Source organism: Pseudonocardia sp., from assembly GCF_025965585.1.
Taxonomy (GTDB): Bacteria; Actinomycetota; Actinomycetes; order Mycobacteriales; family Pseudonocardiaceae; genus Pseudonocardia.
On sequence record NZ_JAOPWR010000034.1, the window covers coordinates 1 to 20,401 of the forward strand.

Consider the following 20,401-nt stretch of genomic DNA (forward strand, 5'->3'; position numbering starts at 1 on the left):
GACGGGGTGGGCGCGGCCGGCGGCTGACGGACGGAGCCCGCCCCGGCGCGTCGTGCACCCGGCGCGCGCGGGGCGGGGCGCGGTCGTCAGGCGGGCGACGCAGGCTCAGAGCTCGCCGGCCTCCTGCCGCTGCTTGCGCGAGGGGGCGAAGGTCGAGAGGTCGAGGATGCCGGGCGGGTCCTCCACACCGGGCCCACCGGCGCGCACCCACTCCACCACGTCGCCCACGGTGTCGGGGTGCAGCACCCCGGCAAGCCACGTGGGCTTCGCTCCGGCTCGCCTGCCGTCGGGGGACGGGCCCACGACCATCACGTTCGACCGCTCGCACGCGTCGAGGCAGTCGCTGACCCGCACGCGGCCGGCGTCGCCGATCCCGGCCCGCAACGCCTCGACCTGCCCGGCGTGGTCGACGTCGGGGTGCTTGCCGACGGTGCCGCAGCAGCACCCGCGGCAGACGGTCACGGTGCAGCCGGTGATCTCACGGGTGGTGGTGTCGCGGCGGGCGGCGCGGCGTCCGGGCACGGTGTCTCCTTCGAGCAGGTGGGTTCCTCCGAACGCTACGTGGACGGGCCACACCCCTCGCCGTGGTGAGCGGGAGGTTTCCGTCGACGTAACGCGCCAATCATCATTGACACATTCGCCGTTGCGCCGCTCGGCGGATGGACGGATACAGGATGCATCGCGCATCGTGTATGGCGCAGGCCACAGTTGTGGCCGGCGACCTACTCCACGACGAGGTGGACAGTGGCGCTCGACGAGGCAACGGCAGGTTTCCTGACACAGATGGCCGCATCAGGGGCCAAGCCCCTGCACGAGATGACGCCGGACGAGGCTCGCGGCCTCGGCGGCATGCTGCGCGACCTGTACGGCGAGGGCCCCGCTGTGGCGCGGTCCTCCGACGAGACGATCAAGAACGCCGACGGCTCCTCGTTCGATGTGCGGGTGCTCGTGCCGGAGGGCGCCCCACGAGCCGTGATCGTCTACTACCACGGCGGCGGCTGGGTGATCGGCAACATCGAGGAGACCGACACCCTGGGCCGGCAGCTCGCCGTCCGCACGGGTGCGGCGGTCGTGCTCGTCGACTACCGGCTCGCGCCGGAGCACCGCTACCCGGCCGCGGCCGACGACGCGTGGGCCGCGCTGCGCTGGACCGCCGAGCGGGTGGAGGACATCGCGGGCTCCCAGGTCCCGCTGATCGTGTGCGGCGACAGCGCGGGCGGCAACCTCGCAGCGATCGTGGCCCAGCGGGCCCGGGCCGAGGGTGGCCCCGACCTCGCGCTGCAGGTGCTCGTCTACCCGGTCACCGACGCGGACGTCGACACCGCGAGCTACGTCGACCCCGCCAACCAGCTGCTGCTCTCGCGCGAGGCGATGATCTGGTTCTGGGACCACTACGCCCCCGACGCGGCCTCGCGGGCCAACACCGACGCCTCGCCGCTGCAGACCGCCGACCTGGCCGGTCTCCCGCCGGCCGTCGTTCTCACCGCCGAGCACGACCCGCTGCGCGACGAGGGCGAGGCCTACGCCGAGAAGCTGAGGGCGGCGGGCGTGAAGGTGGAGCACCGCCGTTTCGCCGGCCAGATGCACGGCTTCTTCACGATGGTCAACGTGCTGCCGGGCAGCGCCGCGGGTGTCGACTACGTCGTCGAACAGGTCGACCGCCACCTGACGCCGGTCCAGGCCTGAGGGGCGGGCATGTCTACATCCACCGAGGTCGACGTCGTGGTCGTCGGGGCCGGGATCGCCGGCCTCTACCAGCTCCACCGGCTCCGTGAGCGCGGCCTGACCACGCGCGTCTTCGAGGCGGGTGACGGCGTCGGAGGCACGTGGTTCTGGAACCGCTATCCCGGCGCGCGCTGCGACGTCGAGAGCCTGTCGTACTCCTACTCGTTCTCCCCGGAGCTCGAGCAGGAGTGGACCTGGAGCGAGAAGTACCCGACGCAGCCCGAGATCCTGCGCTACGTCAACCACGTCGCCGACCGGTTCGACCTGCGTCGCGACATCACCTTCGAGACGCGCGTCCTCTCCGCGGTCTACGACGGCGGCCGCTGGACGGTCACCACGGACGGGGGCGAGACTGTCAGCGCCCAGTTCGTGATCATGGCGACGGGCTGCCTCTCGGCGTCGAAGACCCCGGAGGTGCCCGGCATCGCGTCGTTCCGCGGCGAGACGTTCCACACCGGGCACTGGCCCAAGGAGGGCGTCGACTTCACGGGCAAGCGGCTGGGAGTCATCGGAACCGGCTCGTCGGGCATCCAGTCGATCCCGATCATGGCGAAGCAGGCGTCGGAGATGACGGTGTTCCAGCGGACGCCGAACTTCTCGATGCCTGCGGGCAACCGGCCGCTCACCGACGACGAGGTGGCCACCATGAAGGCCGACTACCGCGCGTGGCGGGAGGCGCAGCGCACGTCCGGGTTCGGGGTGCCGGTGCCGGAGGCCACGCAGTCGGCGCTCGAGGTGGCCTCCGAGGAGCGCACCGCCACCTACCAGGCGGGATGGGACCAGGGCAGTCTCGTCGGCATCCTCACCGCATACACCGACATGATCACTGACAAGGCGGCCAACGACACGGCGGCCGAGTTCGTCCGCACCAAGATCCGGGCGATCGTGAAGGACCCGGAGGTCGCGGAGACGCTCTCGCCGCGCTCGTTCCCGTTCGGCACGAAGCGGCCGTGTCTGGACAGCGGCTACTACGAGACGTTCAACGCCGACCACGTCCGGCTCGTCGACCTGCGGAAGACCCCGCTCGTGGAGATCACGGAGAAGGGGCTGCGCACGTCGGAGGAGGAGTACGAGTTCGACGCCATCGTGTTCGCCACCGGCTTCGACGCGATGACGGGCGCACTGGCCGCGATCGACATCCGCGGCGTGGACGGCGTCGCGCTGGTGGAGAAGTGGGGCGAGGGCCCTCGCACCTACCTCGGCCTTGCCGTCGCCGGGTTCCCCAATCTCTTCACGATCACCGGTCCGTCCAGCCCGTCGGTGCTGAGCAACATGATGGTGTCGATCGAGCAGCACGTGGAGTGGATCACCGACTGCATCGCCTTCGTCCGGGAGCGTGGCCTCGCCGCCATCGACGCCACGCCCGAGGCCGAGGACGCGTGGGTGCGCCACGTCGAGGAGGTCGGCAACTACACGCTCTACCCGACCGCCGACTCCTGGTACATGGGCTCCAACGTGCCGGGCAAGCCGCGGGTGTTCATGGCCTACATCGGTGGCGTGGGCGTGTACCGGCAGAAGTGCGACGACGTCGCGGCGAAGGAGTACGAGGGCTTCTCGCTGATCCCCGCCTGACCGCGACCGGTCCGTGACGATCTCCGCCGGTCGGGCCCGACGACGTGCCCGGCCGGCGGGCCCAACGGATGCGGACCCTACGATCGCGGCCTCCGACCGACCTCCCAGGAGCGCCGCCGTGTCCTTCGCCGTCCCGCCGAGTCGCAAGGAGGCGGTGCTGCGCCTGCTCCGCGGCGAGATCGTCGACGGCACCCTGCCTGCGGGGACGGTCCTCAAGGACGCGGAGGTCGCGGCCCGCCTGGGGGTGTCGATCACGCCGATCCGGGAGGCCATCGCGCAGCTGGCGGCCGAGGGCCTGGTCGACGTGGCGCCCAACCGGGTCCGGCGCGTCACGCACGTCACCCAGAAGAGCGCGCTCGAGCTCATCGACGTGATGGGTGTGCTGGCCTGCGCGGGGGTCGAGTGGGGCCTGGACCACCTCACCGCGTCGCACCGCGACCGGATGCGCGCGCGCCTGGCGGAGTTCGTCGGGCACCTCGCGGCCGGTGACACGACGGCCGCGGGCGCCGCCGGGGCCGACTTCAGCACGATCGCGATCTCGGCCAGCGGTAACCGCGAGCTGCAGACGCACGTGGACCTGGTGGTCGCCCGCACGCTCCGGCTGATGGCGCTCACGGCCGACAGCGACGTCTGGCAGATCTGGGTCGACGGCTACCGCGAGACGCTCGCCCTCCTCGACGCCGACGACCGCACCGGGGCGCTGGAGCGCTACCGCAGGATCTACCGTGACTACCGGGTACGGGTGGAGCAGATGTCGCTCGACCCGCCGTGAGGTCAGCAGTTTTCCGGAGGTGCGAGCGTGACCGACCCGTGGCTCACCGACGAGCGCCGCGCGCTGCGCGAGCTGGTCGCCGGCTTCACGCAGGCGGAGATCGTGCCGCACCTGGCCGGCTGGGAGGGCGACGGCGAGATCCCGCGGGAGCTGCACAAGAAGGCGGCGGCGGTCGGGCTGCTCGGCGTCGCGTACCCGGAGGCGGTGGGCGGGGGCGGCGGTGACGCGATCGACGGCTTCCTCGTGGCCGAGCAGATCATCCTGTCCGGCGGCTCGGGCGGGGTCGTGGCGGCGCTGCTGACCCACGGCATCGCGCTGCCGCACATCGTCGCGGCGGGGGATCCGGAGCTGATCGAGAGGTTCGTCCGCCCGACGCTTGCGGGGGAGATGATCGGCGCGCTGGGCATCACCGAGCCCGACGGCGGCTCCGACGTGGCCGGCATCCGCACGAAGGCCGTCCGTGACGGGGACTCCTACGTGGTCGACGGGGCCAAGCTCTACATCACCTCGGGCGTGCGCGCCGACTTCGTGACCACCGCGGTGCGCACCGGCGGGCCCGGGCACGGCGGGGTGTCGCTGCTCGTCGTCGAGAAGGGGGCGCCGGGGTTCGCGGTGTCGCGCAAGCTCGACAAGATGGGCTGGCTCTGCTCCGACACCGCCGAGCTGTCCTACGCGGGCGTGCGCGTGCCGGCCGGGAACCTCGTCGGCGCCGAGGGCTCGGGGTTCGTCCAGATCGCGCAGCAGTTCCAGAGCGAGCGGCTCTCGCTGGCCGTGCAGGCCTACGCCACGGCCCAGCGCTGCTTCGACCTGACGATGACCTGGATCCGCGAGCGCGAGACGTTCGGCAAGCCGCTCTCGGCGCGGCAGGTGGTGCGCCACAAGATGGTGGAGATGGCCCGCGAGATCGACGTGGCCCGCACCTACACGCGCACGGTCACGAGCCGCTGGCTGGCCGGCGAGGGGATGCTCCGCGAGACCGCGATGGCCAAGAACACCGCCGTGAAGTGCGTGGAGGCGGTGGTGCACGAGTGCGTCCAGCTGCTCGGCGGCATGGGCTACATGCGCGAGCACGAGGTGGAGCGGCACTACCGCGACGCGCGGATCCTGGGCATCGGCGGCGGCACCAACGAGATCATGAACGAGATCATCTGGAAGCTGCTGTAGCGTCCCGCCCGCGCTCAGCGGGCGCGCCAGTACCCCGTGGCGTAGACGGCGCGGCGGTCGATCCCGCGGTCGTCGAGCAGGTGCTTGCGCAGGTCCTTGACGCACGCCGACTCGCCCGAGAGCCAGGCCTGGCCCCGGCCGGCGGGGAACTCCGCCGCGCGCACGGCCTCGGCCAGCGGCGCCCCCGCCTCGCGGTCGCCGCGGTGCACCCACGTCACGGTGGCGGGCAGCGGCTGCTCCTCGGCCGCGTCGGCGACCTCCAGGAACGCGAGCGCGGGCACGCCGTCGGGCAGTGCGTCGAGGACGGTGGCGACGGCCGGGAGCGCCGTCTCGTCGCCGATGACGACGTGGAAGTCGGCGTTCGGATCGGGCTCGTAGTGCCCACCCGGCTCCGAAACGCCGACCCAGGACCCCGGCCGGGCGTCGCGGGCCCACGCGGCGGCGGGGCCGTGGCCCTCGTGCAGCACGAAGTCGACGTCCAGCTCGCCGGAACCCGCGTCGAACCGGCGGACGGTGTAGGTCCGGATCGCCGGGCGCGCCTCGCCCGCCGGCCACACCGGGCCGCCGGACATCGCCCGGGGGACGGCCGGGCGCTCCTGCCCGGGGACGGGGAAGAACATCTTGATCCGCCGGTCGGGACCGTCACCGCCGAACCCGGCGAGCTCGTCGCCGCCGAGGGTCACGCGGATCATGCGCGGTGTGATGCGCTCGCTGCGCCGGACCTGGAGCAGCCGAGGTGCCGTCGTACTCACGGAGCCATTCTGGCGAGCCCCGTCCAGGCCAGGTCCATCAGGTACTCGGTGGCCTGCTCGCTGGTGACCGAACGGTTGCTGCCCCGCCAGATCGCCAGCCGCTCGCACGCGCCGACGATGACCTGCGCCCAGCCCTCCAGTCGCTGCGGGTCGGCGTCGGGGGCCTGCGTGGCCAGCAGCGCGGCGATGAAGTCGGTCTGCTGCGCGCGGATGCCCTCCAGTGCCTCGCCGGCCACCGTCGACTCCGAGTAGAGCAGCGTCCACGCGGGCTCCTGGCGTTCCAGGTAGTCGAAGAACGCCTTCGTGCCGCGGCGCAGCATCTCCTCCGGGCCGTCGGCGGAGGCGGCGGCGACCGTGGTGACCTCCAGCAGCTCGGCCCGGGCGCGCGCGATGCACGCCAGCAGCAGCCCGTCCTTGGAGCCGAAGTGCGTGTACAGCACCGGCTTCGTGACGCCGACGCGTTCGGCGACCACGTCCATCGACGCGTTCTGGTAGCCACGCTCGGAGAACACCGACAGCGCCGCGTCCAGGATCTGCTGCTCACGCTCCGCGCGTCCGACGCGCCGGCGGGGGGCCCTGGTCTCCACGGGAAGACCCTACCGCAGGTAAGTTACTCGTGGTAACTTACCGCCGGTAACCTAGCGGAGGATGTGACATGAGCGAGCAGACCGTGGACATCGCCATCGTCGGGAGCGGCTTCGCCGGCCTCGGGGCGGCCGTCCGGCTGGCCGGGGCCGGTCGCGACGACTTCCTGATCCTGGAGAAGGGCGAGAGTCTCGGCGGCACCTGGCGCGACAACACCTACCCGGGCTGCGCCTGCGACGTGCAGAGCCACCTCTACTCGTTCTCCTTCGCCCCCAACCCGAACTGGACGCGGCTGTTCGCCCGCCAGCCGGAGATCCGCGCGTACCTCGAGGACGTGGCCGACCGCTACCGCCTGCGCGACCGCATCCGCTTCGGCGCCGACGTCCGCACCGTCGAGTGGAACGGCTCGCGCTGGACCGTCGGCACCGCCGACGGGGCGGTGGTGCACGCGCGCGTCGTCATCTGGGGAACGGGGCCGCTGCACATCCCGTCGGTGCCCGAGATCGACGGGCTCGACTCCTTCGAGGGCACCGCGTTCCACTCGTCGCGCTGGGACCACGGCCACGACCTGCGCGGCAAGCGCGTGGCTGTGATCGGCACGGGCGCGAGCGCCATCCAGTTCGTGCCGCAGATCCAGCCGCAGGTGGCCTCGCTGACGCTGTTCCAGCGCACAGCGCCGTGGGTGCTGCCCAAGCCCGACCGCGACATCCCCGCCGTCATGCGTCGCATCTACCGCGCGGCCCCGGTCGTGCAGAAGGCCACGCGGGCGATGGTGTGGGCGCGCAACGAGCTGCTGGTCGGCGGCTTCCGCAACCCGAAGCGTATGAAGGTGATCGAGAAGGTCGCGCGCGGCTACCTCGACCGCAGGTTCGCCGGGCGCCCCGATCTCAAGGCCAAGCTCACCCCGGACTTCACCATCGGCTGCAAGCGCATCCTGATGTCCAACGACTACTACTCGTCGCTCGCCCAGCCCAACGCCGACGTCGTCACGGAGAAGGTCGTGAAGATCACCCCGACCGGCGTCGTGACGGCCGACGGCGTCGAGCACGAGGTCGACACGATCATCTTCGGCACCGGATTCAAGGTCGGCGAGGGCATGGCCGAGGGCGTCGCGTTCACCGGTCGCGACGGCGTCAAGCTCGACGACGTGTGGGTGAAGGGGCCCGAGGGCCTGCTCGGCACGACGGTCGCCGGCTTCCCCAACCTCTTCACCATGATCGGCCCCAACACCGGGCTGGGGCATAGCTCGATGATCTACATGATCGAGTCGCAGACCAGCTTCATCCTCGACGCGCTGCGTGTGATCGACGACGCCGGCGCCACGGCCATCGACACCCGCCGCGACCGCCAGGACGCCTTCAACGCGAGGATCCAGAGGCGGTTCGACGGCACGGTGTGGACGTCCGGCGGCTGCGCGAGCTGGTACCTCGACGCCGACGGCCGCAACCGCACCCTCTGGCCCGGCTACACGTTCGACTACCGCCGCCGCACGCGGAAGGTGAACCCGGCCGACCACGAGCTGGTGGCCTGACCGCCGTCCTCGCAGAGGTTCCGGCCACCTCGTAGGGTTTGCAGTCCCTGCGAGGTGGTAGCAGGGTCTGCGAGGACGAGCCGGGGGCCTACCGTGCGGGGCGTGCGCTCCCACGTCTACGCCATCCCGATGACCACCCGGTTCCGCGGCATCACCGTCCGCGAGGGGATGCTGCTGGAGGGCCCGGCGGGGTGGGGCGAGTTCTGCCCGTTCACCGAGTACGACGACCACGAGTCCGCGCCCTGGCTGGCCGCGGCGCTGGAGGCGGCCGAGCAGGGCTGGCCCCGGCCGGTGCGCGACCGGGTGCCGGTCAACTGCATCGTCCCGGCCGTGTCCCCGGAGCGCGCGCACGTGATCGTGACGGCGTCCGGGTGCGCCACCGCCAAGGTCAAGGTGGCCGACGAGCCCGGCTCACTGGGCGACGACGTCGAGCGGGTGGCGGCGGTCCGCGACGCGCTGGGCTCCACGGGCGAGGTGCGCGTGGACGCCAACGCCCGCTGGGACGTGGACGAGGCGGTCACCGCGATCCGCGCGCTGGACAAGGCCGCCGGCGGGCTGCAGTACGTCGAGCAGCCGTGCGTGACCATCGAGGAGCTGGCCGCCGTCCGGCGCCGGGTGGACGTGCGGATCGCGGCGGACGAGTCGATCCGCCGCGCCGAGGACCCCCTGCGCGTCGCGGTGGCGGGGGCCGCCGACGTGGCCGTGCTCAAGTGCGCGCCCCTGGGCGGGGTCCGGCGGGCGCTGGCCGTGGCCGAGGCGTGCGGGCTGCCGTGCATCGTGTCGTCGGCCCTGCAGACGAGCGTGGGGCTGGCCGGCGAGATCGCGCTGGCCGCCGCGTTGCCCGAGCTGGACTTCGCCTGCGGCCTGGGCACCGGCGCCCTCCTCACCGCCGATGTGGTGGACGACCCGCTGCTGCCCGTCGACGGCTGGCTGCCGGTCCTGCGCACGGCACCCGAGCCCACGCGGTGGAAGGGGCTGTCCGCCGACCCGGAGCGTGCGGCGTGGTGGGAGGCGAGGCTGGCCCGCGTCCAGCGCGGGTCGACACGAACCGGCGGCTGAGTCGGCCCGTTCTGCCGCGCTCACGGCCCACGATCGCCACCCCCCGCACCTCGTAGCCCTGGTCCGGGCGCCGACATGCGGTGGGCAGCGTCGGCGGGCCATCTGTCGCACGCCGATCCGTGTCGACCCGCGCTGCAGTTCGTGTCGACCCGCGGGGGAGTGGACAAGTCGGACGGTGGCGTGAAGCACTTGGCCCGAACGGTTCGAGTCGGGTCGCCCGGCCGGGTTCCAGGCTCTAGCGTGCCGGCCGTGGGAGTGGTGGTGGTCGGGGCCGGGGTGGCCGGGATCGCGTGTGCCGTCGAGCTGACGGCCGCGGGCGTGCCCGTGCGGGTGCTCGACCGCGGTCGCGCGGTGGGCGGCCGGATGGCCAGCCGCCGCATCAAGGGCAGGCCCGTGGACCTCGGCGCGGCCTACTTCACCGTGCGCGACCCGGAGTTCGCCGAGGTGGTCGCCCGGTGGCGCACCGCCGGGCTGGCGCGCCCCTGGACCTCCGAGCTCGTCGTCCTCGACGGGGACGGCCGGGGGCGCTCGGCCGGTCCGGTCCGCTGGGCCGCCCCGGGCGGCCTGCGCACGCTCGTCTCCGAGATGGCGAGCGGCCTGGACATCGAACTGGACCACCCCGTGTCCCACGTCGGTCCCGGGCCGGTCGTCGACGGCGAGCCCGCCGACGTCGTCGTGCTGGCGATGCCCGACCCGCAGGCGCTGCGCCTGGTCGACCCCTCGTCCGAGGCGGCCGCGGAGCTGGCAGGGCGCGAGTGGCGACCGGTGATCGCCGTGGCGGCCGGCTGGGAGTCGCGGCAGTGGCCCGCGCTGCCCGCCGCGTTCGTGAACGACAACCCCGTGCTGTCCCTCGTCGCCGACGACGGCGACCGTCGTGGGGACGGCGCCCCGGTGCTCGTGCTGCACTCCACCGCCGAGGTCGCCCGCAGCCACGACGCCGCCCCGGGCGGTGCGGTCCCGGCGATGCTCGACATGCTCCGCCGCCTGCTCGACGTGGGTGTCGAGCCGGTGTGGACCCACACACGCCGCTGGCGTTTCGCCTCACCCGCTGGGAAGCGCGACCGCGACTTCCACCTCGGCGACGACGGCACCGCCCTCGCCGGGGACGGCTGGGGCGTGTCCAAGGTCGAGACGGCGTGGCGCTCGGGCACGATGCTCGGCCGGGAGATCGCGCGGCGACTGGGGTGATTCGGGTTACCGTCAGCACATGACTGCGACGGTGGACCTCTTCGCCGACCTGCCCCCGGACCGGGTGCTCACCGACCCGGACGTGGTGGCCACGTACCTCCACGACGAGGCGGAGTGGGCCGAGCACGGGAACGCGGTGGCGGTCGTGCGGCCGACCACCACGGCCGAGGTCGCCGCGGTGGTCACGGCGTGCGCGCGCCACGGCATCCCGGTGGTGCCGCGCGGGGCGGGCACCGGGCTGTCCGGCGGGGCCAACGCCGTCGACGGTTGCGTGGTGCTCTGCCTGGAGCGGATGCGCGAGATCGTCGAGATCAACGGGGCCGAGCGGCTCGCGGTGGTGCAGCCGGGCGTGGTCAACGACGTGCTGCGCGCCGCCGCAGCCGAGCACGGCCTCTGGTACCCGCCCGACCCCGCGAGCTCGCCCTGGTCGACCATCGGCGGCAACGTCGCCACCAACGCCGGCGGGCTGTGCTGCGTCAAGTACGGGGTCACGCGCGACTACGTGCTCGCGCTCGAGGTCGTCACGGCGGCGGGCGAGGTGGTGCGGGTCGGGCGGCGGACCGCCAAGGGCGTGGCCGGCTACGACCTCGCCGGGCTGATGGTGGGGTCGGAGGGCACGCTCGGCGTCATCACCGAGATCACGGTGAAGCTGCGACCGCTGCGGACCACCGAGCCCCGCACGGTCGTGGGCTTCTTCGACTCGCTCGCCGAGGCCGGCGACGCCGTCTCCCGCGTGACGGCGGCGGGCATCGAACCGTCGATCTTCGAGCTGGTCGACCGCGTGTGCCTCAAGGCCGTCAACGACTGGAAGCACGCCGGCCTGCCCGAGAACGCCGCCGCGCTGCTACTGGCCCAGACCGACCTGCCCGAGCCCGCGGCCGAGCAGGTGGCGCAGGCCATCCACGACGAGTTCGTGGCCGCCGGGGCGAAGGAGGCCATGCTCTCCACCGACGCCGTCGAGGCCGACGCGCTGTTCGACGCCCGGCGGCTGGCCTACCCCGCGCTGGAGCAGCGGGGCGAGGCGATGCTGACCGAGGACGTCTGCCTGCCCCGCGGACGGCTGGCGGAGATGCTCACGCGCATCGAGGAGATCGCGGTGCGGCACGACACGACGATCGCCACCGTCGCGCACGCGGGCGACGGCAACCTGCACCCGCTGCTGCTCACCCCGCACGGCGACGACGCGGCCCGGATCCGCGCGCAGGCCGCGTTCGACGACATCGTGAACGCCGCGATCGACCTCGGCGGCACTGTCACGGGGGAGCACGGCGTGGGCCTGCTCAAGCGGGCCGGCGCGGCGCGGGAGCTGGGACCGGCGGTGGTGGCGATGCAGCGGGCGATCAAGGCGGCGCTGGACCCGCAGAACATCCTCAACCCCGGCAAGGCGATCGGCTGAGTACCGGGCGAGGATGCACGGGTGACCCCGTTGCTTCCCGCCCTGCTCGACCCGCCCGACCGCGTCGCGCTCCGGTTCCCCGACCGCGAGCTGACCTACAGCGAGCTGGCCTCGGCCGCGGCTGCGCTCGCGGTGCAGCTCGCGGGGCGCACCCGGGTGGCCCTGCACGCCACACCGACGATCCACACCGCCGTCGGGATCGTGGCCGCGCTGCTCGCCGGGGTCACCGCCGTGCCGCTCAACCCGAAGCTGGGGGAGCGGGAGCTGGCCCACGTCCTGTCCGACTCCGCGCCGGAGCTGGTGCTTGCCGCCCCCGGGGCGCCCGCGCCCGGCGACCTGCCCCGGGTCGACGTCGATCTCGACGCCACGGGCACCGTCCCCGGCGACGAGCCCCCGCCGACGGCGCCCGCGCTCGTCGTCTACACGTCCGGGACCACCGGCCCACCCAAGGGCGCGGTGCTCTCCCGCGGTGCCGTGGCCGCGAACCTGGACGCGCTCGCCGAGGCCTGGGAGTGGACGGCCGACGACCTGCTCGCCCACGCGCTCCCGCTCTTCCACGTGCACGGGCTCGTGCTCGGGGTGCTCGGGCCGCTGCGCCGGGGCGGCACGCTGCACCACCTCGGCGCCCTCGAGGCCGGCACGCTCGCGGCGTCGGGCGCCACGCTCGTGTTCGGCGTCCCCACGCAGTACCACCGGCTCGCCGACCAGCTCGAGGCCGATCCCGAGGCCGCTGCGGCGGTGGGACGGTCGCGGCTGCTGGTGTCCGGCTCCGCGGCGCTGACCGCCGTCGACCACGCCCGGCTGCAGAAGGCCACCGGCCTGGCCGTGCGCGAGCGCTACGGCATGACCGAGACGCTGATCCTCACCGCCGCCCGCGCGTCCGACGAGCCGGAGACCGGCACGGTCGGGAAGCCCCTCACCGGCACCGAGGTGCGGATCGCCGGGGACGGAGACATGGGCGCTGTGGAGGTGCGCGGCCCCTCCCTGTTCGACGGCTACCTCAACCGCCCCGACGCCACGGCCGCCGCCCGCACCGCCGACGGCTGGTTCGCCACCGGCGACATCGGCCGCTGGACGGCGTCGGGCGCGCTCGCGCTGGTGGGCCGCAGCGCCACCGACCTGATCAAGTCCGGCGGCTACAAGATCGGTGCCGGGGAGATCGAGAACGCCCTGCTGGAGCACGCCGGCGTGGCCGAGGCCGCGGTGATCGGCGTGCCCGACGAGGACCTCGGCGAGCGGATCGTCGCCTTCGTCGTGCCCGTTGGCGAGGCGCCGGGCGAGCGGGAGCTCATCGACCACGTCGCCGCGCTGCTCGCCCCGCACAAGCGGCCGCGACAGGTGCGGTTCGCCGATGCGTTGCCGCGCAACGACATGGGCAAGGTCGTCAAGGCACGGCTGCCCCGCGAGTGACGGCGCGCGTTTCGAGATCCTGCTGACCGGGCACCCCGAACGGGTGACCGCCGCACCGGAACGCACTGCCGTCAGCAGCCCCCGGACCTTTCGCGGACGCGCCGGTGTCGGCTCGCCCCGGCTCGCCGGGCTGGCGGGCGTCGAGCGCGTCGACGTCGCGCCCGCCGAGGTGCTCGAGACCGAGCGCCACGACACCGACGACCGCCGCCTCACCGCCGCCGGGATCGCGCTGACCCTGCGCCGCGGCGGCGCCGACGTGCCCGCCACCGAGAGTGCGCAGTGGCACCTCGACCTGCCCGACGGCAACACCGCCGAGCAGCTGCGCGTGCCCGTGCCGCCGGACGCCGGCGTCGCCCCGGTGGTCCCGGACGAGCTCGACGAGCTGATCCGCGGGGCGTCGCGCGAGCGGGCGGTGCGCCCGGCCGGACGGGTCCGGACCGTGCGCACCATCTCCCGCCTGACCGCCGACGACGGCCGGCCGCTCGCCACCGTCGTCCACGACGAGATCACCCTCGCCACGTTGGGCCGCTCGACCGAGGTCGAGGCCTGGACCGAGGTCTCGCTGCTCGTCGATGCCGCGGACGCAACGCTGGTCGCGGCCATCGAGGACCGCATCGCCGGCATCGGCCTGGTTCCGGCGGCGCCCGCGGGGGAGGCCGAGCTGGACCGCCTGCTGCGCCCCGGCAGGGCCGCCATCCGTCGCCCCGCGGGCAGGAAGGGCTCGGCAGGCCACGTGCTGCACGAGCACCTCTCCGTGCAGGTCGAACGGCTCGCCGCGCAGGACCTCAGCGTCCGCCGCGGGGAGCCCGACGCCGTCCACCAGCTCCGCATCACCGCCCGCCGGCTGCGCAGCGCGCTGCAGGCCTACCGCCCGCTGCTCGACCGCGAGCGCACCGACCCGCTGGTCGACGCCCTGCGCGCCCTGGCCCGGCAGCTGGCCCCCGCCCGTGACGCCGAGGTGCAGCGCGAGCGGATCACCGAGGGCCTCGCGTCGCTGGACCCGAGGCTGGTGCTCGGCCCCGTCCAGGCGCAGGTAACGCGCTACTTCGCGCGCGCCGAGTCCGAGGCCCACGCGGCCGTGCTGAGCGCGTTGGACGGGCAGGCGTACATCGGGTTGCGCCGTGGCCTCGACGAGCTGGTCGAGCGTCCGCCGTTGACGAAGCAGGCCTCCGGGAAGGCGGCGAAGGTGCTCCCGCCGCTCGTCGCCCGCCGGACCCGCAGGCTCGACCGCGCGGTGGCCGCCGCCACCGACCCGGCCGTTCAGGGCGCCGACCGCGACGTCGCGATCCACACCGCGCGCAAGGCCGCCAAGCGGCTCCGTTACGCCACCGCCGTCGCGCGTCCGGTGGCGGGGAAGCCTGCGAAGCGGTTCGCCCGGAGCCTGAAGGCCGTGCAGTCCGCGCTCGGCGAGCACCAGGACACCGTGGTCGCGCGCGAGACCCTGCGCGAGCTCGGCGCCCAGGCCCACTCCGCCGGGGAGAACGGCTTCAGCTTCGGTGTGCTGTTCGGCCGCGACGCGGCCCGGGCCGCGGCGATCGAGGCCGAGCTCGTGCAGATCTGGAGTGCGGCCCGCGCGCCGAAGCTCCGCCGCTGGATGCGCTGAGCGTGCGACGATCGGGCCCGTGACCGAACCCCGCGACGCCGTCGCCGACCTGCGGCGCATCGCTTTCCTGCTGGAGCGGGCGCACGAGTCGACCTACCGGGTCCGGGCGTTCCGCGGCGCCGCGGCCGTGCTGCGCGGGCGCGATCCCGACGAGCTGGCCCGGCTGTCCGCCTCGGGCGAGCTGGTGCGGCTCAAGGGTGTCGGGGAGGTGACGGCGCGGTGCGTGGCCGAGTCGGTGGCCGGCGAGGAGCCCGTCTACCTGCGCCGGCTCGAGGCCACCGTGTCGTCCTCCGCCCACGTGACGCCGCTCGACGAGGCCGCCGCCGCGCTGCGCACGGCCCTGCGGGGCGACTGCCACAGCCACACCGAGGCGTCCGACGGCGGCTCGCCGCTGTGGGAGATGGCCGAGACCGCGCGGTCGTTGGGCCACGAGTACCTGGTGGTCACCGACCACTCGCCGCGCCTCACCGTGGCCAACGGGCTGTCGGCCGACCGGTTGCGCGCCCAGATCGAGCAGGTCGCCGAGCTCAACGAGGAGCTGGGCTCGGGTTTCCGGGTGCTCACCGGTATCGAGGTCGACATCCTCGACGACGGCGCCCTCGACCAGGACGAGGACCTGCTCGCCCAGCTCGACGTCGTCGTCGCGTCGGTGCACTCCAAGCTGCGGATGCCGAAGGCGGAGATGACCGAGCGGATGCTCACGGCCGTCGCGAACCCGCACGTCGACGTGCTGGGGCACTGCACCGGCCGGATGGTCACGGGCAACCGCAAGCGCCCGGAGTCGGAGTTCGACGCCGACGCGGTGTTCGCCGCCTGTGCCGAGTACGGCGTGGCGGTGGAGATCAACTCGCGGCCGGAGCGGCTCGACCCGCCCAAGCGCCTGCTGCGCCTCGCGGTCGAGGCTGGATGCGACTTCACCATCGACACCGACGCGCACGCGCCCGGCCAGCTCGACTGGCTGGGCAACGGCTGCGACCGCGCCGCCCGGTGCGGGGTGCCGGCCGACCGCGTGCTGAACACCCTCCCCGCGGACAACCTCCTCGCCCGGTCGCGCTGACCCGCGGCGCCGTGTCGACTCAGCCGCCCGAGTCGCCGTGTCGACTCGCGGTGGCGTCATGCCCGTCCAGGACGCCGGGCGAGCTCCTCGCGCCGCCACCCGACATCCGCCCGGTGCAGATCCTCGCGTCCAAGGGTGCCTGATCCCACGACGACCGGTCCTCGGGCCGGTCGTCGCCGGGCGGGGCAATGCCCCGGTCCTCCTCCGGCGAGCACAGGCCGCCCCGAGCGGCGACGGAACGTCACAGCCGGGCGGGTTCCCCGACACGCCGACCCCGATGGGCGCCATCCGAACGGGTGGCTGATCTCGCGCTGCACACGGATCCCGGCTGGAATGACCCCTGTCGTTCTGGTGCGGGTGATGCAGGAGGTGTCAGCGGTGCGGATGAGCCCGGTTGTGTCGCGGTACGCGATGGCGACGCTGGGGGCCTGCGCCCTGCTGGCCGTCGAGGTGACGCCGGCGCAGGCCGCCACCGAGCCGCCCACCCCGCCGTCGTCCCCGACCGCACCCGTCGTCCCGGGCACCGCTGATCCCGCCGATCCGTCGGAGTGCGCCGCGACCGCCGCGCAGAAGCTCGGATGGGGCGCGCCGACCCGCGAGTCCGACTTCGCCGGCACCACGCTGCCGACCGACTGGCACCCGTACGGCCCCGAGCCCGGCCACACCCGCAACGGCACCCGGACGCCCGAGGCGATCTCCGTCGCCGACGGGAACGTCACGATCACCGGGACGGCTGACGGCACCACCGGCGCGATGAGCTGGCACCCCGGCCAGAAGTACGGTCGCTGGGAGGCCTGCGTGAAGTCCGACGAGGGCAGCGGCGGCCTCAACGCGCTGTTCCTGCTCTGGCCCGTGGCCGAGGACTGGCCGGTCGGCGGCGAGCTCGACTGGATGGAGATCTCCGACCCGTCCCGCAAGGAGACCAGCTTCTTCCTGCACTACGGCGAGGACAACCAGCAGGAGTCCGGCTCCGTGCGCCACGACGCGACGCAGTGGTCGGCGTACGCGGTGGAGTGGACGCCGGAGCGGATCACCACCTACGTCGATGGCGAGGAGTGGTACTCCACCTCGGAGACCAGCCACTTCCCACCGCGACCGATGGCCATGACGATGCAGCTGGACTACTTCGGCGACGCCCGCGACGGCACGGCCATGCACATGGACTGGGCCAAGCAGTGGGCCCTGCCCGAGAGCGAGTCCGCGGAGCTGTCGCTCGCGCCGGGCGACCCCGCCACCGGCCAGCCGGGCGACTACCCGCAACGCGCCCCGCGCCTGCTCGACATCGGCGACACGCCCGCCGTGGCCGCCGACCTCGCGGGCGCCGTGACCGTCGGGTAGGACCGTGCCCTCCGGGCAGGAGGGCACCCACGAACCGTGGGTGGCGGGTGACGAATGGATCTGGGGCCGTCATCCGCCGCCCACGACCTACGTCCTGCCCACGTCCTACGTCTGCAGCGCGCGCAGGTCGTCGGCGGTGGGCGGGTCCGCGCCGCGGCGCGAGCAGGTGATGGCCGCGGCCAGCGCCGCCTCGTCGAGCAGCGCGTCGAGTGTCGGGGAGTCGACCTCGCGCAGGTCCGGACGCGCGGTCGCACCGAGCAGACCGCGCCGGTGCAGGCCCGCGAGCAGGGCGGCGGAGAACGTGTCGCCCGCGCCGACCGTGTCGATCACCGTGACGGGCACCCCGGGACGCCGGGTTCGCAGCCCGCCGGTGGTGCCGGCCAGCACCCCGTCACCGCCGAGGGTGACGGCGACGATCGCGGGACCGCGTCCGAGCCAGTCGTCCAGCACGGCCTCGGGCAGCCTGCCGGGGGAGAGCCACTCGAGGTCCTCGCGGCTGACCTTCACGACGTCGGCCACCGCGAGCAGCTCGTGCACACCCACCAGCACGTCCGCGGGGTCTCCCATGAGCAGCGGGCGGCAGTTCGGGTCGTAGCTGACCGTGGCGGTGGCCGCCGCCCTAACCATGAGGTCGCGCAGCACGGCGGCACCCGGGGCCGTGGTGAGCGCGAGCGACCCGGAGTGCACCGCGACGACCGGCCCGTCGAGCGCGCCGTCGAGCTCGGCGGCCGTCCACTGCCAGTCGGCCGTGCCCGCGATGCGGAAGTCGTAGCTGGGGGCGCCGTCCGGGCCGACCGACACCATCGCCATCGACGTCTGCTCGACGGCCGGGGCCACGTGGTCGAGCTCGACGCCGTTGCCGGCGAGGTGCTCACGCACGCGCCTGCCCAGCACGTCGTCGGCGATCCGGGCCAGCATGCGGGCCGGCACGCCGAGGCGCGCCAGCCCCACCGCGACGTTGGCCGGGCTCCCGCCCGGCGCGGCCTCGAAGTAGGCGGGGTCGGGCGCTGGGACCAGGTCGACGAGGGCCTCACCGGCGACGGCGACGATCCCCGTCCCATCAGGTGTGCTGATGACCCACTCCTCTCGTCAGGGGGCGGGCCACTGCCTGCCGCCCGTCATGCTGCTGGGCGGAGGGTCCCGAGCGCCAGCCGTCAGCTGCGGACGGCGGTGTCCAGGTTGGCCAGCACGCCGTCGTGGATGCGAGCGAGGCCCTTCGGCGCGAACGTGCGCTCGAAGAACCCGCCGATGCCGCCCGCGCCGTTCCACACCGTCTCGACGGTGACGGTGCTGCGGTGCGTGTCCTCGGAGGCCACGGTCCAGGTGGTGACCATGCTGGAGTTGGCGTCGCGCTCGACGATCCGGTCGCCCGCCACCTCGACGCTGACGAGCTGGTCGCGCACGCGCTTCTTCGTGGCCTGCAGCGTCCAGTGCACGCGTTTGTCGGGCTCCACCCGGTAGTCGCCGTACGCGTCGGTGAGGATCTGCGGTCGCACCGTCTCGTAGTCGGCCAGCGCGGCCGTCACCTTCTCCGCTGGAGCCTCGATCGTTCGCTGCGTCGTTGCCGTCACCTGTCCCATGCGTGTCATCCTGCCCCGTGGCGTTCGCCGGGCGCCTGGCGGTGACGCTGTGCGCGCCCACCGTCTGCCTCTCGAGCGCCGTCGGCCAGATCTGCGACACCGGCACCCAGGGCGTCCAGTCCGTGACGTGCGGGTGCTGGGACGGGCCGTCGTCACCGTCGACGGGGGTGGACGACGTGCTCCGGTCGGGCCGGTGTCGGTGGCGGTCATCAGGTTCCGGCCTCCTCAGGTTGTGTGCCGTGCTCCCGTCATCGGTGTCGGACCGACCTTCCACGAGCAGCCCTGGTACACGGATTTCCTGTGGACACGAACCGCGGATCAGCGACGACGGGGGCGGCGCCGCAGTGCCGGAATCACCGCGGCCAGCAGGCCGGTGGCGAGGAGGACCAGCAGCACCGCCAGCCCGTCCAGCGGTGCCCGGTCGTCGGCCTGGCCGCCCGAGCCGGCATTGACCGCGCGCGGCGTTGGTGCCGCGGTGATGGTCCCCGGTGGGCTGCTCGGGGGTGGGCCCGGTGTCGTGGTGGTCGGGGCGGTGGTGGTCGGTGGTGCCGAGGTGGGTGGGCCGGCCGTGGTGCTGGGTGAGCCACCGGGGGGCACGAGGGCGCTGCTGGAGGTGGTGGGTGTCGCGGTCGTGGTGCCCGCGGCCGGGGTGGTCGGTGTCGATGTCGAGTTGCACGAGACGGCGCCGATGATGATCGCGATCACGACCACCACGGCGGCGACGATCCACATCCACAAACGGCGCGGTGAGCCACCCGCAGGCGGCGGTGGAGGCGGCGGGGGGCTGGGCGGCGGCGAACCATATCCACCGTCGGTTCCGTAGGTCATCGCGTCGTGTCCTTCCTCGCCGTTCGGGGGCGGCGGGCCGACCTTCGCGGATCACTCAAGTGGCGTCAATAGACCGTTTGCTTCGCCTTCGTGGGAAAGGTCGGGAAAGCCGGGGAGGGGCGTGGGCGTCTGCCGTTCCGCGTTCGTTCCGGTATTGGCTGCGGGGTGCGATAGTCGCGGTGATGTCTGGTTCCCTGCGCCGCGGCTCGTGGTGGCTGCTGCTCGCCCTGTGCGGCGCGCTGACCGCGGGGAGTGGGGCCGCCCCCGTGCTGCCTCCCGTGCCGATCATCGCGTCGATTCCTGTGCCGGGTGCCGTGGTATCCGCGGCCCCCGCGGCCTCGCCTGCCGCTGCTGTGCGCCCTGGCGCGGCGCCGGCCCGGCTGGACGTGCCGGTGTTGGGAGTGCACGCCCGGGTGGTGCCGGTGGTCGTGGCCGCCGCAGGCGAGCTCGGGGTGCCTGATGACCCGCAGGTCATCGGGTGGTGGGCCGCAGGTGGGCGCCCCGGCGTGGCGGGTGCGGCGCTGGTCCTCGATGGGCACGTCGACAGCGCAGCCGCCGGGCCTGGCGCGCTGTTCAGGCTGGCTGCGCTGGTGCCCGGCGATGCCGTAGGGCTGGTCACTGCGGACGGTGCCGTGCTGGACTGGACGGTGGAGTCCGTGCGCGGCTACCCCAAGTCCGCGCTGCCCGCGGACGTTTTCGCCGCCACCAGCCCGACCCGACTTGTCATCGTGACCTGCGGTGGAACGTTCGACCGGCGCACCCGGCAGTACGCCGACAACATCGTGGTCACCGCCCGCGGGGGCGCAGCGGCAGCGACGCGGTGATCGCCACCGCGGCACGG

General features: G+C 73.6%; 19 protein-coding genes. 13 read left to right on the plus strand and 6 right to left on the minus strand.

Annotation, left to right across the window (positions count from 1 at the left end; genetic code table 11):
- Nucleotides 1-105: 105 nt before the first annotated feature.
- Complete coding sequence (locus tag JWR81_RS01610) at nt 106-522, minus strand: hypothetical protein (protein ID WP_297645784.1); 417 nt, start codon at nt 520-522, stop codon at nt 106-108.
- A gap of 261 nt (nt 523-783) precedes the next feature.
- On the opposite strand from JWR81_RS01610, the gene JWR81_RS01615 reads away from it, so the two are divergent.
- The 4 genes from JWR81_RS01615 (at nt 784) to JWR81_RS01630 (ending at nt 5,233) form a co-directional block, all read left to right on the plus strand.
- A complete protein-coding gene (locus JWR81_RS01615) occupies nt 784-1,686 on the plus strand; it encodes an alpha/beta hydrolase (protein ID WP_297645786.1) in 903 nt (300 codons plus the stop codon).
- A 9-nt stretch (nt 1,687-1,695) separates the two neighbouring features.
- The gene (locus tag JWR81_RS01620; protein ID WP_297645788.1) at nt 1,696-3,297 is read left to right on the plus strand and encodes an NAD(P)/FAD-dependent oxidoreductase; all 1,602 of its coding nucleotides are present in this window, start codon (nt 1,696-1,698) and stop codon (nt 3,295-3,297) included.
- Nucleotides 3,298-3,415: 118 nt separating this feature from the next.
- Nucleotides 3,416-4,069 carry a GntR family transcriptional regulator gene (locus JWR81_RS01625; RefSeq protein WP_297645790.1) on the plus strand — a complete coding sequence of 218 codons (654 nt, stop codon included), beginning with the start codon at nt 3,416-3,418 and terminating at the stop codon, nt 4,067-4,069.
- A 27-nt stretch (nt 4,070-4,096) separates the two neighbouring features.
- Nucleotides 4,097-5,233, plus strand: coding sequence for an acyl-CoA dehydrogenase family protein (locus JWR81_RS01630; protein WP_297645792.1), 1,137 nt, complete (start codon nt 4,097-4,099; stop codon nt 5,231-5,233).
- 14 nt (nt 5,234-5,247) lie between these two features.
- Here the strand turns inward: JWR81_RS01630 and JWR81_RS01635 are convergent, their stop codons facing one another.
- Both JWR81_RS01635 and JWR81_RS01640 read right to left on the minus strand, forming a co-directional pair.
- Nucleotides 5,248-5,985 carry a siderophore-interacting protein gene (locus JWR81_RS01635; RefSeq protein WP_297645794.1) on the minus strand — a complete coding sequence of 246 codons (738 nt, stop codon included), beginning with the start codon at nt 5,983-5,985 and terminating at the stop codon, nt 5,248-5,250.
- Nucleotides 5,982-6,572 carry a TetR/AcrR family transcriptional regulator gene (locus JWR81_RS01640; RefSeq protein ID WP_297645796.1) on the minus strand — a complete coding sequence of 197 codons (591 nt, stop codon included), beginning with the start codon at nt 6,570-6,572 and terminating at the stop codon, nt 5,982-5,984. The genes JWR81_RS01635 and JWR81_RS01640 overlap by 4 nt, the downstream gene beginning before the upstream one ends.
- 68 nt (nt 6,573-6,640) lie before the next feature.
- Between JWR81_RS01640 and JWR81_RS01645 the strand changes: the two genes are divergently transcribed.
- The 8 genes from JWR81_RS01645 to JWR81_RS01680 all read left to right on the plus strand — a co-directional run bounded on the left by JWR81_RS01645 (nt 6,641) and on the right by JWR81_RS01680 (nt 17,152).
- A complete protein-coding gene (locus JWR81_RS01645) occupies nt 6,641-8,101 on the plus strand; it encodes an NAD(P)/FAD-dependent oxidoreductase (protein WP_297645798.1) in 1,461 nt (486 codons plus the stop codon).
- Nucleotides 8,102-8,194: 93 nt separating this feature from the next.
- A complete protein-coding gene (locus tag JWR81_RS01650; protein ID WP_297645800.1) occupies nt 8,195-9,160 on the plus strand; it encodes an o-succinylbenzoate synthase in 966 nt (321 codons plus the stop codon).
- Nucleotides 9,161-9,409: 249 nt separating this feature from the next.
- A complete protein-coding gene (locus tag JWR81_RS01655) occupies nt 9,410-10,348 on the plus strand; it encodes an FAD-dependent oxidoreductase (protein WP_297645802.1) in 939 nt (312 codons plus the stop codon).
- Nucleotides 10,349-10,367: 19 nt separating this feature from the next.
- Complete coding sequence (locus JWR81_RS01660) at nt 10,368-11,744, plus strand: FAD-linked oxidase C-terminal domain-containing protein (RefSeq protein WP_297645804.1); 1,377 nt, start codon at nt 10,368-10,370, stop codon at nt 11,742-11,744.
- Nucleotides 11,745-11,765: 21 nt separating this feature from the next.
- Nucleotides 11,766-13,154, plus strand: a complete 1,389-nt coding sequence (locus tag JWR81_RS01665) for an AMP-binding protein (protein ID WP_297645806.1) — start codon at nt 11,766-11,768, stop codon at nt 13,152-13,154.
- Between the two features lie 43 nt (nt 13,155-13,197).
- Entirely contained in the window at nt 13,198-14,757 is a 1,560-nt protein-coding gene (locus JWR81_RS01670; RefSeq protein WP_297645808.1) for a CHAD domain-containing protein, read from the plus strand.
- 19 nt (nt 14,758-14,776) lie between these two features.
- Complete coding sequence (locus JWR81_RS01675; RefSeq protein WP_297645811.1) at nt 14,777-15,814, plus strand: PHP domain-containing protein; 1,038 nt, start codon at nt 14,777-14,779, stop codon at nt 15,812-15,814.
- Nucleotides 15,815-16,147: 333 nt separating this feature from the next.
- On the plus strand, nt 16,148-17,152 hold the full coding sequence (locus JWR81_RS01680; RefSeq protein ID WP_297645813.1) for a glycoside hydrolase family 16 protein: 1,005 nt from the start codon (nt 16,148-16,150) through the stop codon (nt 17,150-17,152).
- Between the two features lie 105 nt (nt 17,153-17,257).
- Here JWR81_RS01680 and JWR81_RS01685 read toward each other — a convergent pair whose 3' ends face one another.
- The 3 genes from JWR81_RS01685 to JWR81_RS01695 all read right to left on the minus strand — a co-directional run bounded on the left by JWR81_RS01685 (nt 17,258) and on the right by JWR81_RS01695 (nt 19,464).
- Nucleotides 17,258-18,226 carry a carbohydrate kinase gene (locus JWR81_RS01685; RefSeq protein ID WP_297645820.1) on the minus strand — a complete coding sequence of 323 codons (969 nt, stop codon included), beginning with the start codon at nt 18,224-18,226 and terminating at the stop codon, nt 17,258-17,260.
- Nucleotides 18,227-18,306: 80 nt separating this feature from the next.
- Nucleotides 18,307-18,732: an SRPBCC family protein gene (locus tag JWR81_RS01690; RefSeq protein ID WP_297645814.1), complete on the minus strand. Its 426-nt coding sequence runs from the start codon at nt 18,730-18,732 to the stop codon at nt 18,307-18,309.
- Nucleotides 18,733-19,050: 318 nt separating this feature from the next.
- Nucleotides 19,051-19,464, minus strand: coding sequence for a hypothetical protein (locus JWR81_RS01695; protein ID WP_297645816.1), 414 nt, complete (start codon nt 19,462-19,464; stop codon nt 19,051-19,053).
- 278 nt (nt 19,465-19,742) lie between these two features.
- On the opposite strand from JWR81_RS01695, the gene JWR81_RS01700 reads away from it, so the two are divergent.
- Complete coding sequence (locus JWR81_RS01700) at nt 19,743-20,384, plus strand: class F sortase (RefSeq protein WP_297645818.1); 642 nt, start codon at nt 19,743-19,745, stop codon at nt 20,382-20,384.
- Nucleotides 20,385-20,401: the final 17 nt, after the last annotated feature.